14 protein-coding genes are annotated in these 14525 nt (G+C 69.1%); 4 read left to right on the forward strand and 10 right to left on the reverse strand.

Annotated elements, in window-relative coordinates; translation table 11 throughout:
- Window positions 1-172 precede the first annotated feature (172 nt).
- Window positions 173-1084, reverse strand: coding sequence for a class A beta-lactamase (bla, locus tag ACF8O7_RS00575; RefSeq protein WP_034367430.1), 912 nt, complete (start codon window positions 1082-1084; stop codon window positions 173-175).
- Window positions 1085-1193: 109 nt separating this feature from the next.
- Between bla and ACF8O7_RS00580 the strand changes: the two genes are divergently transcribed.
- From ACF8O7_RS00580 to ACF8O7_RS00590, 3 genes are all read left to right on the forward strand, one after another.
- Window positions 1194-2051: a LysR family transcriptional regulator gene (locus tag ACF8O7_RS00580; protein ID WP_012206374.1), complete on the forward strand. Its 858-nt coding sequence runs from the start codon at window positions 1194-1196 to the stop codon at window positions 2049-2051.
- Window positions 2052-2144: 93 nt separating this feature from the next.
- Window positions 2145-2816: a glutathione S-transferase gene (locus ACF8O7_RS00585; protein ID WP_392441997.1), complete on the forward strand. Its 672-nt coding sequence runs from the start codon at window positions 2145-2147 to the stop codon at window positions 2814-2816.
- 106 nt (window positions 2817-2922) lie between these two features.
- Window positions 2923-3570, forward strand: a complete 648-nt coding sequence (locus ACF8O7_RS00590; RefSeq protein WP_013801705.1) for a LysE family translocator — start codon at window positions 2923-2925, stop codon at window positions 3568-3570.
- Window positions 3571-3605: 35 nt separating this feature from the next.
- On the opposite strand, the gene ACF8O7_RS00595 is transcribed toward ACF8O7_RS00590, so the two are convergent.
- The 7 genes from ACF8O7_RS00595 to rpiB all read right to left on the reverse strand — a co-directional run bounded on the left by ACF8O7_RS00595 (window position 3606) and on the right by rpiB (window position 10670).
- Complete coding sequence (locus ACF8O7_RS00595; protein WP_043822792.1) at window positions 3606-4562, reverse strand: sugar-binding transcriptional regulator; 957 nt, start codon at window positions 4560-4562, stop codon at window positions 3606-3608.
- A 45-nt stretch (window positions 4563-4607) separates the two neighbouring features.
- Complete coding sequence (locus ACF8O7_RS00600) at window positions 4608-5729, reverse strand: alcohol dehydrogenase catalytic domain-containing protein (RefSeq protein WP_180319177.1); 1122 nt, start codon at window positions 5727-5729, stop codon at window positions 4608-4610.
- Between the two features lie 48 nt (window positions 5730-5777).
- Window positions 5778-6758 (reverse strand): ABC transporter permease, encoded by a 981-nt coding sequence (locus ACF8O7_RS00605; RefSeq protein ID WP_180319176.1) that lies wholly within the window; start codon window positions 6756-6758, stop codon window positions 5778-5780.
- A 48-nt stretch (window positions 6759-6806) separates the two neighbouring features.
- Window positions 6807-7571, reverse strand: coding sequence for a GolD/DthD family dehydrogenase (locus ACF8O7_RS00610; RefSeq protein ID WP_180319175.1), 765 nt, complete (start codon window positions 7569-7571; stop codon window positions 6807-6809).
- Window positions 7568-8623 carry a substrate-binding domain-containing protein gene (locus ACF8O7_RS00615; RefSeq protein ID WP_272206797.1) on the reverse strand — a complete coding sequence of 352 codons (1056 nt, stop codon included), beginning with the start codon at window positions 8621-8623 and terminating at the stop codon, window positions 7568-7570. The genes ACF8O7_RS00610 and ACF8O7_RS00615 overlap by 4 nt, the downstream gene beginning before the upstream one ends.
- 62 nt (window positions 8624-8685) lie before the next feature.
- Window positions 8686-10194, reverse strand: a complete 1509-nt coding sequence (locus ACF8O7_RS00620; protein ID WP_046238525.1) for a sugar ABC transporter ATP-binding protein — start codon at window positions 10192-10194, stop codon at window positions 8686-8688.
- 2 nt (window positions 10195-10196) lie between these two features.
- Window positions 10197-10670, reverse strand: a complete 474-nt coding sequence (gene rpiB / locus ACF8O7_RS00625) for a ribose 5-phosphate isomerase B (RefSeq protein ID WP_012206383.1) — start codon at window positions 10668-10670, stop codon at window positions 10197-10199.
- Window positions 10671-10964: 294 nt separating this feature from the next.
- Between rpiB and dhaL the strand changes: the two genes are divergently transcribed.
- Complete coding sequence (gene dhaL, locus ACF8O7_RS00630) at window positions 10965-12761, forward strand: dihydroxyacetone kinase subunit DhaL (RefSeq protein WP_392442004.1); 1797 nt, start codon at window positions 10965-10967, stop codon at window positions 12759-12761.
- 3 nt (window positions 12762-12764) lie between these two features.
- On the opposite strand, the gene ACF8O7_RS00635 is transcribed toward dhaL, so the two are convergent.
- Together ACF8O7_RS00635 and ACF8O7_RS00640 are read right to left on the reverse strand one after the other, a co-directional pair.
- Window positions 12765-13271: a disulfide bond formation protein B gene (locus ACF8O7_RS00635; RefSeq protein WP_392442007.1), complete on the reverse strand. Its 507-nt coding sequence runs from the start codon at window positions 13269-13271 to the stop codon at window positions 12765-12767.
- Window positions 13272-13369: 98 nt separating this feature from the next.
- Window positions 13370-14497: a sulfate/molybdate ABC transporter ATP-binding protein gene (locus ACF8O7_RS00640; RefSeq protein WP_016448258.1), complete on the reverse strand. Its 1128-nt coding sequence runs from the start codon at window positions 14495-14497 to the stop codon at window positions 13370-13372.
- Window positions 14498-14525: the final 28 nt, after the last annotated feature.

Consider the following 14525-nt stretch of genomic DNA (forward strand, 5'->3'; position numbering starts at 1 on the left):
TCCCCTGAGGCGCTGTGCGCCTTCCCCCTCACGAGGGGAGGCATACGGGCGGCCGGCGACACCCTCGGTGCGGGGGCGGCGCGGCCGGCCCAGGCCCTTCCTCGGTGTCTCTCGTCTTCAGGCCGCGCCAGTTTTCTGAAATCACCCAAATCAAGCGACATGGTGGCGCAACTCAGCCTTGCACTGCTGCCTGCCAGCGTGCGGCCGCCTTGCCGGCCGCTGCCAGCGCCGCATCGCGCTGCGGCGCGTCGGCCGGGCATTCGGTGAGGTAGCCGGTCACCAGCAGCGGTGCGCTTTGCGGCGTGGGCCAGGCGATGACGGCATCGTTGGCCGTGCCGCGATCGCCGGTGCCCGTCTTTCCACCCACACGCCAGCCGGCCGGCATGCCCGCGCGCAGGCGCTTGTCGCCCGTGCGGCTGGCCACCAGCCACTGCTGCAGCAGCGCGCGGCCATGGCCGTCCAGCACCGATCCCAGCAGCAGGCGCTGCATGCTTTGCACCATGGCCAGGGGCGTGGTGGTGTCGCGCTCGTCACCGGGCAGGCCTTCGTTGAGCTCGGGCTCCATGCGGTCCAGGCGCGTGGTCTCGTCGCCGCTGGCGCGCAGCCACTGCGTCAGCGCCTGCGGGCCGCCACTGGCGTCCAGCAGCAGGTTGGCGGCCGTGTTGTCGCTGAGCACCACGGCGGCCTCGCACAGCTCGGAGATGGTCATGCCGCCGCCGTCACCGGCACGCGGGCCGCTGGCCGGCGAGTAGGGAACCAGCCGGGAGCTGGCGTAGTGCACGCGGCGCGACAGGCGCTCATCGCCCTGCTGCACGCGGTCCAGCACCTGGGCGGCCAGCAGCAGCTTGAAGGTGCTGCACATGACAAAGCGCTCATCGCCGCGGTGGTCCACGCTGGCGCCCGACTCCACCTCCAGCACGGCCACGCCTAGCCGGCCGCCCACACTTTTCTCGATGCGCGCCAGCTCCGTCCTGAAGGCCTGGTCGGCAGCCCCCTGTTTTTTTGATGGCAGGGCGCAGCCCGCCAGCCCGGCCGCCATCCAGGCGGCCGCGCCGCCCGTCATCAGAAAATCGCGTCTTTGCATTGTTTTTCCTTTTCAGTTGCAGATCGACAAACGCAACGATAGCGCCGCGCCCAATCTGCGACCAGCGTGAATAATTGGCAGCATCCCTTAGAAAAACTTTTGGCTCACCATGCAACTGCCCCTCAATGCCCTGCGCATGTTCGATGCGGCCGCGCGCCATCTCAACCTGACGCGGGCGGCCGACGAGCTGTGCGTGACCCAGGCCGCCGTCAGCCAGCACATCCGCAACCTGGAGGAGCGCCTGGGCAAGCCGCTGTTCCGGCGCCTGCCGCGCGGCCTGGCGCTGACCGACGAGGGCCATGCGCTGTGGCCTGCCGTGGCCGAGAGCTTTGCGCGCATAGAGCATTCGCTGCAGCAGGTGGCCGAACCGCGCCCGCGCGAGGTCCTCACCGTGGGCGTGGTCGGCACCTTCGCCATCGGCTGGCTGATTCCCAGGCTGGGCCAGTTCCAGCAGCAGCACCCCTACATCGACCTGCGACTGCTCACGCACAACAACCGCGTGGACCTGGCCGGCGAAGGGCTGGATGCGGCCGTGCGCTTCGGCGACGGCGCCTGGCAGGGCACGCGCGCCGAGCTGCTGCTGCGCGCGCCGCTGACGCCCATGTGCACCCCCGCCCTGGCCCAGCGCCTGCGCCAGCCGGCCGACCTGGCCGGGCAGACGCTGCTGCGCTCGTACCGCCTGCAGGAGTGGGAGAGCTGGTTTGCCACGCTGGACCAGAGCGCGCCGCTGGCGCGCGGGGCCATGTTCGACTCCTCGCTGACGCTGGCCGAGGCGGCGGCCCAGGGCGCGGGCGTGGCCCTGCTGCCGGCGCGCATGTTCCAGCACCTGCTGCAGCAGGGCCGGCTGGTGCGCCCCTTCGAGCAGGAGGTGGACACGGGCGCCTACTGGCTGACCCACCTGCGCTCGCGCGCACCCAGCGCGGCGCTCAAGACCTTCAGGCAATGGCTGCTGGCGCAGCTGCAATAGCCACGGACGCCCGCGGCAAGACCCGCAGGCCGCCTGACTTTGGCCCCGGCGCTATCATCTGCCGCTTTTGGCCCCTAGCCCCGTTCCCGCTCCATGACCCAGACCCTGCCGGTTCTCTACTCGTTTCGCCGCTGCCCCTACGCCATCCGCGCCCGCCTGGCGCTGGCCCATGCCGGCCTGGCCTGCGAGCTGCGCGAAATCAACCTGCGCAACAAGCCGCAGGCGCTGCTCGACGCATCGCCCAAGGGCACGGTGCCCGTGCTGGTGCTGGAGGACGGCCGCGTGATCGAGCAGAGCCTGGATGTCATGCTGCACGCGCTGCACGCCAATGACCCGGACGGCTGGCTGGCACCGACCAGCGGTTCGCTGCCGGACATGCTGGCGCTGATCGAGCGCAACGACGGCTTTTTCAAGCACGCCCTGGACCGCTGCAAGTACCCCGAGCGCTACACGGCCGAAGAGGTCAACCACGCCCAGGCCGATGCCCTGACCTGGCTGGCCGAGCTGGACGACCAGCTGGAGGCCACCGGCTACCTGTTCGGCCAGAACCCCAGCCTGGCCGACATGGCGCTGCGCCCCTTCGTGCGCCAGTACGCGCGCATCGACGAGTCGCAATGGAACGAGCAGCCCTGGCCGCACCTGCAGGCCTGGCTGCAGCGCTGGATCGATTCGGCCCTGTTCGCCGAAGTGATGGAAACCTACCCGGGCTGGGTGCCCGGCACGCGCGGCCCGGTCTTTGCCGCCGGCGGCGTGGGCAGCGACTGACGCCTGCCCGCCCCGTGTGCCCTGCCCCGGGTCGGCAGGGGCTGCGCAAGGCAGGCAAAGCTGGCACAGTGGCAGGCTGTTGCCAACCGCATGAGCCTTCGCCGACATGACCCTCGCCACCCTGCTCGTCTTCTCCCTGGTCGCGCTGATCGCGATCATCACCCCCGGTCCCACCGTGCTGCTGGCCCTGGCCAATGGCTCGCGCCACGGCGTGCGCCGCGCCCTGCCGGGCATGCTGGGCGCCGTGCTGTCGGACTTCGTGCTGGTCGGCGCGGTCGCGCTGGGCCTGGGCGCCCTGCTGGCGGCCTCGGAGTTCTGGTTCTCGGTGGTCAAGTGGGCGGGAGCGGCCTACCTGGCCTGGCTGGGCCTGCGCATGCTGCGCAGCCAGGGCGGATCGCTGTCGGCACCCCAGGGTGACGGCAAGGCAGAGGCCGGCGCCGACGGCTACAGCGCCCGCACCGTGCTGTTCAAATCGTTCCTGGTCGCCGTGACCAATCCCAAGGGCTACCTGTTCTGCTCGGCCCTGCTGCCGCAGTTCATCGACCCGGCGGCCGCCCAGGCGCCGCAGTACATCGCCATTGCGCTGGTGTTCGCGCTCATCGATTTCCTGGTGATGCTGGCCTATGCCTTCGCCGGATCACGCGCCGCGCGGCTGCTGCGCGGGCGGGCCGTGATGTGGCTGGACCGCCTGTGCGGCGGCATGCTGCTGGCGCTGGCAGGCTCGCTGGCCTTCTACCGCCGCGCGTCGAACTAGGCGCGCCGCCCAAGAGCCGCGCCTCCCCCACTGCGTCAGCGCGTCGCTCCCATGACATCGTCCAGCTGCAGCACGGCAGCGGCGTTGGCCGTGGTGGTGGCCAGCGTGTCGATGGCGCCGGTGCGCAGGGCTCCCAGGATGGCCGTGACCTTGCTGGATTCGGCCGCCACGGCAATGACGTTGGGTATGCGCAGCAGGTCCTCGCGGCTCAGGCCGATGACGCGGTCCTGCATGGGGGTTGCGGCCGGCTGGCCGTGGATGTCGATGAAGTCGTAGCCCATCATGTCGCCCACCGTGCCCGCGCGGCGGGCGTCCGAGATCTCCTGCGCGGAAAACCAGCCCATGCGGGCCATGTTGCTGTCCACGCTGACATCGCCCACGCCGATGAGGGCGATGTCGGCGCGGCGCGCCTTGTCCAGGGTGTGCCTGACGGTGTCGTTGTCCAGCAGCGCCTTGCGCAGTTGCGGATCGCCCACCAGGGCCGGCGCATAGAGCGATTCGGACTTGCCGCCAAAGCGCGCTGCCAGGCGGCGCGCGATGTGGTCGGCGTTCATCGCCTCCCCGCCACGGTAGGAGCCGCCGATGGCGCTGACGAAGTGGCATTCCCGCCGTGTGGCGGACAGGGCGTGCTCGGAGACCGAGGACACGTTGCGCCCCATGCCCACGGCCACGATGGAGCCATCGACCAGGATGCGCTCCAGCTCGCTGGCCACCAGCCCTGCCAGCAGTTCGCGCTGCCGGTCGGCATCCTTGTGGTCCACCGCGATCAGTGCGCGCTTGATGTGAAAGCGCTCGGTCAGCTGCCGCTCCAGGTCGGCGGAAACCAGCGAATGCGGCCGCACGCGGATCTCGACAATGCCCTCTTCCTGCGCGCGGCGCAGCAGCCGCCCGACGGTGGCGCGCGAGATGCCGAACTCCTTGGACAGTTGGTCCTGCGTGCATCCATCGACGTAGTACAGGGTCGCCAGTCGCGTCAGGTCGCTTTCAGTCAAGGGTGCCTCCAAGGGTGCCGGGAAAGGCGCGCAGTGTAGCGCCGCTCACCGGGCCTCGCCAGCGTGGGGCAGCAGCAGGACCTTGACCGAGTCCATGGAATCGGCCACCCGGATGGCGCTCTCCCACTCCGACAGCGCATAGCGGTGGGTGACGATGCCCTCGGAGGTGACCAGCCCGCGCGCCAGCAGGTCGATGGCAATGGGGTAGCAATGGGCGCTCAGGTGGGCGCCGCGCAGGTCCAGCTCCTTTTCCTCGCCGATGATGGACCAGTCCACCGTGGTCTCGCGCCCGAAGACGCTGAACTCCACGAAGCGGCCGAGCTTGCGCACCAGGTCCAGCCCCTGCGTCACGCCCGAGGGCGCGCCCGTGGTCTCTATGTACACATCGCAGCCATAGCCGTCGGTCAGCGCGTGCACGATGGCGCGGGCATCCTCGCGCGCGGGGTTGATGGTCACGTCGGCGCCGCAGCGGCGTGCCAGCGCCAAGCGCTGGTCCGACAGGTCCATGACCACCAGCCGGCGCGGCGTCTTCAGGCGCGCCACCTGGGCCATGAGCAGGCCCAGCGTGCCCGCACCGGCGATGACCACCACATCATCGAGCTGGATGTCGCCGCGGTTGACGGCATGGATGGCGCAGGACAGCGGCTCGGTGATGGCCGCATCCTCGAAGGCCACGCTCTCGGGAATCCGGTGCACCACGGCGCGGGCGGACAGGCGCATGTACTCGGCCATGCCGCCATCGGCCACCTGGCCCTGGAAGCCGTAGACATCGTGCACCTCGCACATCCAGCGAAAGCCGGTCTTGCAATAGCGGCAGGCATGGCAGGGCACGATCTGCTCGGCGATCACCCGGTCACCCAGCTGCACGCCGTGGTGCTCCTGGGCACCCTCGCCCACCTGCACCACATGGCCCCAGAACTCGTGGCCCGCGATCACCGGCGGGCGCACATAGGCGGGGCGGCCTTTTTCCGGATCTCCCCAGAAGCGCGGCGCGCCAGCCCAGCATTTGCAGTCGCCCGCGCAAATGCCGCAGGAAGCCACGCGGATGACCAGCTCGCGCGGCCCGGCCTGCGGACGCGCGACGCGTTCGAGCCGGTAATCCCTGGGGCCGTGGCAGACCACGGCCAGCATGTTCGTATCGGCGGCGTCAGGCAGGGTGTTTTGCATGGAACTCTCCCGGATTGCAGATGGTGGACAGGACGTGGGCGCAGCGCTTCATGCCCTGCGGCGCGAACTGTCGAGCAGCACGGCGCCGACGATGATCACGCCCTTGATCAGCTGCTGGTAGTACGAGGACACGCCCAGCAGGTTCAGCCCGTTGTTGATCACGCCGATGAGCAGGGCTCCGACGACCGTGCCGCCCAGGCTGCCCGTGCCGCCCGACAGGCTGGTGCCGCCGATCACCACGGCCGCGATGGCGTCCAGCTCGTAGGACACGCCGGCCTGCGGCAGCGCCGCCGTGGTGCGCGACGCCAGCAAAATGCCGGCCAGCCCCGCGAGCAGGCCGCTGACCACATAGACCAGCAGCACGATGGCGCGGGTGTTGATGCCGCTGGTCTTGGCGCTGCGCAGGTTGCCGCCCACGGCGTAGATATAGCGGCCATACACGGTGTAGCGCAGCACGAAGGCGAACACTGCGACGGCAACGGCAAAGATCACGATGGGCATGGGCACGGGGCCCAGCTGGCCGGCGCCGATGGCAAGAAAGCCGTCGGGCAGCTCGGACACCGGCATGCCGTCGTTGTAGATGTAGGTCAGGCCGCGCGCCGCACTGAGCATGCCCAGCGTGGCCACGAAGGGCGGCACCGCGAACCAGGCCACCAGCAGGCCGTTGACGCCGCCCAGCAGCATGCCCACGCCCAGCCCGGCGCCCACGCTCACCGCCAGCCCCTGGCCATCGGCCGCCAGCCAGGCGCCGACCATGCCGGCCAGCGCCAGGATGGCGCCCACCGACAGGTCGATGCCCGCCGTCAGCACCACGCACGTCATGCCGATGGCCAGGATGCCGTTGATGGAGGTCTGGCGCAGGATGTCGGCCCAGTTGCCCCAGGTCATGAAATGGGGGTTGGCCAGCGCCAGCGCCGCGCACAGTGCAACCAGCGCGATGACCACGCCGTAGCGCTCGCGCAGGCTGCGCAGGTCCAGCGTGCGCCGCCCCAAGAGCGGCGGCGAAGATGCGGCTTGAAGATTCGTCATGGAGGACTCCCGCGTTGATGGAAGAAAGGCGTGGGGCCGGCAGGCCGCTCACTGGATGGAGTAGCCCCCGTCGATGACGATGTTCTCGCCCGTCAGCATGCCGGCGTGCGTACCGGCCAGGAACACGGCCAGCCGCGCCACCTCCTCGGGCTGCGCAAAGCGGCCCGTGGGAATGAGTGCCCGCATGGCCTCCCCCATCTGCCCGGCCCAGGCCTTGCGGCCCAGCGGCGTGTCCACCACGGTCGGCGAGATGGCGTTGACGGTAATGCCGTCCGTCGCCCATTCCAGCGCCAGCACGCGCGTCAGTCCCACCAGGCCCGCCTTGCTGGCGCAATAGGCGGCATGGCGCCTGAGCGCGACCACGCTGGCCTGCGAGGCCAGGTTGATGATGCGTCCGTGGCGCTGGCGGCGCATGGCCGGGGCCACTGCCTGGGCCAGCAGCAGCGGCGCCGTGAGGTTGACCGCCAGCGTGCGCTCCCACGCCGCCTCGCTTATTTCGCCGGCCGGCTCCAGCAGCGCCACGCCGGCGCTGTTGACCAGAATGTCGATGCGGCCCGTGGCCTCCAGCACCGTGGCCACCGCCTGCTCCACGCCCTCGGGCCTGGTCACATCCACCGCCAGCGCCAGGTGGCGCCGGGGCTCGGCCAGGCTGGCAGCGGCCACGTCCAGTGCCTGCCGCTCCAGGTCCACCAGAACGACACGCGCACCGCCTTGGGCGAGCTGCCGGGCAATCGCCAGGCCGATGCCGCCCGCGCCGCCGGTGACCAGGGCCGTGCGGCCGTCGAAGTCCCGCTCCAGGCCGGCGGCGCTCATTTGCGCACCTTCTGCAAGAAGGCGTCGGCATTGGCGGGCACGATGGCTGTCCAGGGCACCTCGTAGGATTTGGCCGTGCCATCGCCCCAGGGCATGGCCTGGGCATACTCGCTCCATACCACCGAGCGCGGCCGGTAGGACGGGCCGACAAGCTGGCGCAGCAGCACATCCAGCGCGCCCTGCGCCTGGGCCTGGGCATCCTGGAAATTGGTGGTCATCTCGCCGCGCTTGACGGCCGTGATGGCGGCGGCCACGCCGTCCACGCCCACCACCGGGATGGTCTTGATATCGATGCCCTTGGTCTTGATGGCCTGCACCGCGCCCAGGGCCTCGTCGTCGTTCTGGGCGATCACGCCCTGGATCTGGCCCGGGAATGCGGTCAGCCAGTTCTCCATCAGTCCCATGGATTCGGCACGCGACCAGTTGGCGGTCTTGCGCGCCAGCACCTTCACGTCCTTGTGGCGGGCCAGCACCTCGTCATTGCCGCGCGCCCGCTCGATCTGTGCCGACTGGCCTATGGGCCCCTCGATGACGACAATATTGCCCTTGCCGCCGATGGCCTTCATCAACGCCTCGGCCTGCATGCGGCCGGCCACCACATCGTCATTGCCCACGTAGGAGGTCAGCACATCGCCCTGCACGCGCGTGTTGGAGCCCACCACGGGAATGCCGGCCTTCACCGCCTTGTGCACGGGCGCCGCGCCCGCCTTCAGGTCGATGGGCACGAAGAGGATGCCGTCGTACTTCTGCGTGATCATGGTGTCGAACTGGTTGCTCTGCGTCAGCGCGTCGTAGTTGCCGTCGAACACGGTGATCTGCACCGTGCCGTCCTTCACGGCCGGATGCGCCTTCAGCTCCTTGGTCCACATCTGCATGAACTCGCCCTTGAGCCCATAGACGGCCGCGCCTATGCGGTAGGGCTTGGCCGGCGCTGGTGCTGGTACTGGTGCCGCCAGCGGGGCCGGAGCCTGGGCCCGGACCTGCGCTGCGGCCAGGAACAGCCCACCGGCAAGCGCGGCTGCAAGCACGGTGGTGAAGCGGAAAAACGGCATGGTCATGTCTCCTGTGTGTTGTGAAAGGCAAGGGGAAAACGCAGCACGGGCATCGCCCGGGCTCAGGACGCGAGGTGCATCAGCGCCTCCTGCGTGATGCCGTGGCCGGCCACCACGCGGTCAAGCCGGCCTTTGCGGAAGATGGCAATGCGGTCGCTCAGCTCCAGCAGCTCCGGCGCCTCGGAGGACACCACCACCACGGCATGGCCCTGCGCGGCCAGCGAGGCCAGGAAGGCGTACACCTCGCGCTTGGCGCCTTCGTCGATGCCGCGCGTGGGCTCGTCGCACAGCAGGCAGACGGGGTTGGTGGCCATGCAGCGGGCCAGCACCACCTTCTGCTGGTTGCCGCCGCTCAGGCCCGACACCGGCATGGCCGGGCTGGCCAGCTTCACGCGCAGGCGCTGCAGCAGACCGCCCACCAGCACGCGCTCTGCCGCGCCATCCACCACCCCGGCGCGCTGCAGGCCCGGCAGTGCGGGCAAGCTGGTGTTGAAGCGCACCGAGGAGCTCATCACCAGCCCCGTGGCCTTGCGGTCCTCGGTCACCAGGGCCAGGCCCGCCTTGATCGACGCCGCCGGATTGCCGCGCGGCAGGGGCCGTCCGTCCAGGCTCGCCTGCCCCTGGTCGGCGCGCGTGAGGCCGTACAGGCAGTTGAGGAATTCGCTGCGGCCCGATCCCATCAGTCCGTAGATGCCCAGCACCTCGCCGGGGGCGACGTCCAGGCTGATGTCCTCGAACTCGCCCCGGCGCGTGAGCCCCTGCACCGACAGCAGCGGCTCGCCCGGCGCCGCAGCCCTGCGCTCGCTGGCGGCAGCGCGGACTTCCCGGCCCACGATGAGCTTCACCAACTGCCGCCGGTCGATATCGGCCAGCGCGCCGGTCTGCACGAAGCCGCCATCGCGGAACACCGTGTAGCTGTCGGCAATGGTGAAGATCTCCGTCAGGCGGTGCGACACGTAGAGGATGCCGGCGCCCTGCGCGGTCACGCGGCGTATCGCGTCGAAGAGGATGGCGGTCTCGCTTTCGCCAATGGCCGAGGTGGGCTCGTCCATGATGATCAGCTCGCTTTGCCGGCTCAGGGCCTTGGCAATCTCCACCAGCTGGGTCTGCGCCAGGCTCAGGCGGCCCATCTGCGCGCGCGGATCGATATCGAAGCCCAGCTGCCTGAGCAGCGCATCCGCCTGCTCCAGCAGCGCGGCATGGCGGACCACCACGCCGGCGCGCCGGGGCTCGCGGCCCAGGAAGATGTTCTCGGCCACGCTCATGCCCGGGATGGGCGACAGCTCCTGCGTGATGATGGACAGGCGGTGCGCCAGCGCCTCGTGCGGCGTGGCGAAATCCACCGGCCGGCCCTTGAGCAATATCTCGCCGGCATCGCGCCGCAACAGGCCCATCACGATGTTCAGGAAGGTGGATTTGCCTGCGCCATTGCCGCCGCACAGCGCGTGCACGCTGCCCGCCTGCAGCTCAAGGCAGCCGTTGCGTAGCGCAGGCACGCCGCCGAAGCTCTTGGCCACCCCGCGAGCCTGCAGCAGTGCGGTGCCGGTGCCGGTGCTGGTGCCGGTGTCCATGGTCACGCGCCCTGCCCGCGCCCGGCCGCAGCGGCCTGCGAGCGTTCGAAGCCGGTGATGGCATCCACCTTCAGGGCCGAGCTGCCGCCATCGAAGCGCGATGCGAGGAAGCGGTCCACGATGGCCTTGGCCAGCTCCACCCCGATCACGCGCGAGCCCAGCGTGATGATCTGCGCGTCGTTGCTGCGGCTGGCGCGCTCGGCCGAATAGGTGTCATGGGCCTGCGCGGCGCGGATGCCTGCCACCTTGTTGGCGGCAATGGCCATGCCTATGCCCGTGCCGCACAGGAGAACGCCGCGCTCATGGCGGCCCTGGACGATGGCCTGCGCCACCGCGATGCCGATGTCGGGGTAGAGCACCGGCTCGCCGTCATGCGTGCCGAAGTCGGCCACTTCGTGGCCCTGGGCCAGCAGATGCTGCTTCACGGCGTTCTTGAGGTCGCAGGCGGCTTCGTCGCAGCCGATGGCCAGCTTCATGGCATCCCCTTCATTACAAAAGACCATCACATGATCATTTGATCAATGTTTTACGAGAGTCTTCTCAATCGAAGAGCAGTTGTCAAACAACGATAGCTATGTGAGTCGGCAAGATGAATACGTAACCCGTTGAATTTTCTACAAAATTCATCAAATCCTATCGTTTTCCCTTGGCTATTGAATAGCCAAAAGGCATTGACATGCCAATTTCAACAAATCAAAAATGACCACTCAATGATCATATGAACAGTCTTCGGCACACCCGCCGGGACTGCACCTGGAGGAGACAAAGGCATGACGACCAACCGCGTGATCAACGACCCCGACCGGGTGGTGGAGGACATGCTCCAGGGATGGATCGCCGCCCATGGCGACACCCTGCGCATCGACGCCGGCAATGCCCGCGTCGTGCGCCTGCATGGCGCGCCACGCAGGGGCAAGGTGGGCATCGTGACGGGCGGCGGGTCGGGGCACGAGCCGGCCTTTCTGGGCTATGTGGGCGCAGGCCTGTGCGACGCCGCCGCCGTGGGCGAGGTCTTCTCGTCCCCCACGGCCAGAAGCTTCTACGACGCCATGCGCGCGGCCGATGGCGGCGCCGGCGTGGCCTGCCTGTATGGCAACTACGCAGGCGACAACATGAATGTGGCCATGGCCGTGCAGATGGCCGCGGCCGAAGGCATGGCGGTCAGGACCGTGGTGGCCAACGACGACGTGCCTTCTGCCGCGCGGGGCGACGAGGCCAGCCGCCGCGGCGTGGCCGGCGAGATCCTGATGTGGAAGGTGGCGGGCGCCCGGGCGGCCATAGGCGCCAGCCTCGACGAAGTCATCGCCATCGCCCGGCACGCCATGGCCCGCACGCGCAGCATCGGCATCGGCCTGTCGGCATGCACCATTCCCGCCGTGGGCAAGGCCAATTTCCATATCGAGCGCGGCAGCATGGAGGTGGGCATAGGCCACCATGGCGAGCCCGGCATGTCCGTGCACCGCACGGCCACGGCGGCCGGGATGGCCGAGCGCATGCTGGACACCCTGCTGCCCGACCTGCCCTTCTCCCCGGGCGACCGCGTGGCCGTGCTGCTGTCCGGCCTGGGCGCCACGCCGCTGATGGAGCAGTACATTCTCTATGGCGAAGTCGCCCGACGCCTGCAAGAACGCGGCATTCAGGTGGCCTTCCGGCTGGTGGGCAATCTCTTCACGTCGCTGGAGATGATGGGCATCACGCTCACGCTGATGCAGCTGGACGACGAGCTGCTGGCCTGCCTCGAGGCGCCCTGCCAGTCGGTCGCCCTGACCCTGGCCGGCGGGCTGCCGTCCCAGCCGCAGGACGCCATTCCAACGCCGCCCTCTGCTCCGGCACGGACGTCGGCACAGGCCCAGGAACAGGCACAAACCGCCCGCCCCCAAGCCGCAAGGCGCACCAGCCAAGGGCCGGCCATCGCGCTCGATGGCGCGGGCAGCATCGTGCGCGAGCTGATCACGGCCATCGTCGGCCACCGGGAGTTCCTGAGCGAGATCGACGGCCTGATCGGCGATGGCGATCACGGCATCAACATGGCCAAGGGCTTTTCCGGCTGCGGCGCACGGCTCGATGCCATGGACGCCGGCCAGGCGGCGCAGCTGCCTGCGGCGCTGCAGCAGCTGTCCCAGGCGTTGATGGACGATATCGGCGGCTCCATGGGCCCGCTGTACGGCAGCTTCTTCCAGGGCTTCGCCGATGTTCTTGGGCCGGAGCAGGAGATGGATGCCGCCCTGTTCGGCCAGGCGCTGGCGCGGGCCGTCGCCGATGTGCAGGGGATGGGCAAGGCCCGGGTGGGCGACAAGACCCTCATCGATACGCTGGCCCCGGCCCTGCAGGCCTACCGGCAATCGCTGCAGGCCGGCGCCGGTTTCCGCGAGGCGCTGCAGGCCATGGAGGCCGCGGCCGAGGCAGGCAAGGAATCCACGCGCCACCTGCAGGCCCGCATCGGGCGCTCGGCCCGGCTGGGGCCGCGCTCCATCGGCGTGCTGGACGCGGGCGCCACGTCCTGCTGGCTGATTCTGAGCACCCTGGCGCAGTCGCTGCAGCGGCGACTGGCGCAAGCCTCAGCCTAGGGCTCAGCGCCTGCGGGCAGCGCCGTGCACCAGCAGCACCAAAACGGCCACGCTCATGATGGCGAAGCAGATGAAGGACCAGTTGGCGATGGAGCCGCCCAGGAAGCTCCAGTCCACGGCAACGCAATCGCCCGAGCCACGGAAGATCATGGGCACGGCACGGCTGATGGAGTAGTTCTCGATCATTCCGTAGAAGTCGCGCCCGCAGGTGGCGAACTCGGGCGGATACCACTGCAGCCAGCTCTGGCGCGCGGCGACGAAGGCGCCAAAGCCTGCGGCGACCAGCGCCGCGATGCCCCAACCCATCAGCCAGCCGCGCCCGCCGCGTGCGCTGCCCAGGCCCGCGAAGATGGCCACGCCGATCAGCGCGTAGCGCTGCACGATGCACATCGGGCAGGGCTCCAGCCCGACCACATGCTGCAGATACATGCCGAAGGCCAGCATGGCCACGCAGGCCAGGCTGATGAGCGCCAGGATGCGGCGCGGAGCGTTGTCAAACCATTGAAGCATTCTTGTCTTTCGTCACCCGGTTGAATGAAATCAGGGCTGCGGCGCCGGCCCGGCGCTGCAGCCCTGTTCAGCGGGTGCAGGAAACCGTTGCCGCGGCGTCAGATGCCAGCCGCCTCGTCCAGGAACACCTTGGCGCGGCGCGGTGTCACCACCAGGGTTTCCCCCTCGCGCAGCGCCATGTCCCTGAACTGCTGCGCAGGAATCTGCGCCTCGATCAGGCCACCCTCTTCGGCATTGTCCGTGCTTTCGGTGCTCTCCGATGGAATAAGTTCCAGGCGCGCAATGGGCCCCACGACGATGGCGCGGGCCAGCTGCACGACGATGCCCGTGGGCCGTCCCTGGACGTCCAGGTTCTGGCCGGGCGAGTAGCGCTCCACCTCCAGATCGTGCGGGCGCACATAGGCGAAAGCCTTGCTGTCGCTGGCGCCCTTGGCGTCGTGGCTGTCCAGCTGGGTGCCGTCGTCCAGGTAGACGCGGCCATCGCTGGCACGGCCCTTGAACAGGTTGACATCGCCCAGGAAGCCGTAGACGAAGGGCGTGGCCGGGTTGTCCCAGACCTGCTGGGGCGTGCCTTCCTGCTCGATGCGGCCCTGGTTGATGACGACCACGCGGTCGGCCACTTCCAGTGCCTCTTCCTGGTCGTGGGTCACGAAGATGGAGGTCACATGCAGCTCGTCATGCAGGTGGCGCAACCAGCGGCGCAACTCCTTGCGCACCTTGGCATCCAAGGCGCCGAAGGGCTCGTCGAGCAGCAGCACCTTGGGCTCCACCGCCAGGGCGCGGGCCAGCGCGATGCGCTGGCGCTGGCCACCCGACAGCTGGGACGGAAAGCGGTCCGCGATCCAGTCCAGCTGCACCAGCTTGAGCAGGCTCATCACCTTGTCGCGGATCTGGGCTTCGCTGGGGCGCTGGCTGCGGGGCTTCACGCGCAGGCCGAAGGCCACGTTCTCGAACACCGTCATGTGGCGGAACAGCGCGTAGTGCTGGAACACGAATCCAACGTTGCGCTCGCGCACATGGACGTCGGTCGTGTCTTCGCCGCTGAAGTGGATGCTGCCCACGTCGGGCGTCTCCAGGCCCGCGATGATGCGCAGCAGCGTGGTCTTGCCGCAGCCCGAAGGGCCGAGCAGCGCGATGAGTTCGCCGGACTGGATGTCCAGGCTCACATCGCGCAGGGCCTGGAAATCGCCGAACTGCTTGCTGACGTTGCGTATTTCAATGCTCATGGTCTTGCTCTTGCTCTTTTCTGGTCGG

Origin of the sequence: Delftia sp. WSY_16, assembly GCF_043104415.1 — a bacterium.
GTDB lineage: Bacteria > Pseudomonadota > Gammaproteobacteria > Burkholderiales > Burkholderiaceae_C > Comamonas > Comamonas tsuruhatensis.

What these genes read in the sequence shown, in the direction of transcription:
- ACF8O7_RS00635 (WP_392442007.1), bottom strand. Translation starts at nt 13,271, where the DNA reads ATGCTTCAATGGTTTGACAACGCTCCGCGCCGCATCCTGGCGCTCATC.
- ACF8O7_RS00585 (WP_392441997.1), top strand. Translation starts at nt 2,145, where the DNA reads ATGACCCAGACCCTGCCGGTTCTCTACTCGTTTCGCCGCTGCCCCTAC.
- ACF8O7_RS00600 (WP_180319177.1), bottom strand. Translation starts at nt 5,729, where the DNA reads ATGCAAAACACCCTGCCTGACGCCGCCGATACGAACATGCTGGCCGTG.
- ACF8O7_RS00605 (WP_180319176.1), bottom strand. Translation starts at nt 6,758, where the DNA reads ATGACGAATCTTCAAGCCGCATCTTCGCCGCCGCTCTTGGGGCGGCGC.
- ACF8O7_RS00620 (WP_046238525.1), bottom strand. Translation starts at nt 10,194, where the DNA reads ATGGACACCGGCACCAGCACCGGCACCGGCACCGCACTGCTGCAGGCT.
- dhaL (WP_392442004.1), top strand. Translation starts at nt 10,965, where the DNA reads ATGACGACCAACCGCGTGATCAACGACCCCGACCGGGTGGTGGAGGAC.
- ACF8O7_RS00580 (WP_012206374.1), top strand. Translation starts at nt 1,194, where the DNA reads ATGCAACTGCCCCTCAATGCCCTGCGCATGTTCGATGCGGCCGCGCGC.
- rpiB (WP_012206383.1), bottom strand. Translation starts at nt 10,670, where the DNA reads ATGAAGCTGGCCATCGGCTGCGACGAAGCCGCCTGCGACCTCAAGAAC.
- ACF8O7_RS00610 (WP_180319175.1), bottom strand. Translation starts at nt 7,571, where the DNA reads ATGAGCGCCGCCGGCCTGGAGCGGGACTTCGACGGCCGCACGGCCCTG.
- ACF8O7_RS00590 (WP_013801705.1), top strand. Translation starts at nt 2,923, where the DNA reads ATGACCCTCGCCACCCTGCTCGTCTTCTCCCTGGTCGCGCTGATCGCG.
- bla (WP_034367430.1), bottom strand. Translation starts at nt 1,084, where the DNA reads ATGCAAAGACGCGATTTTCTGATGACGGGCGGCGCGGCCGCCTGGATG.
- ACF8O7_RS00640 (WP_016448258.1), bottom strand. Translation starts at nt 14,497, where the DNA reads ATGAGCATTGAAATACGCAACGTCAGCAAGCAGTTCGGCGATTTCCAG.
- ACF8O7_RS00615 (WP_272206797.1), bottom strand. Translation starts at nt 8,623, where the DNA reads ATGCCGTTTTTCCGCTTCACCACCGTGCTTGCAGCCGCGCTTGCCGGT.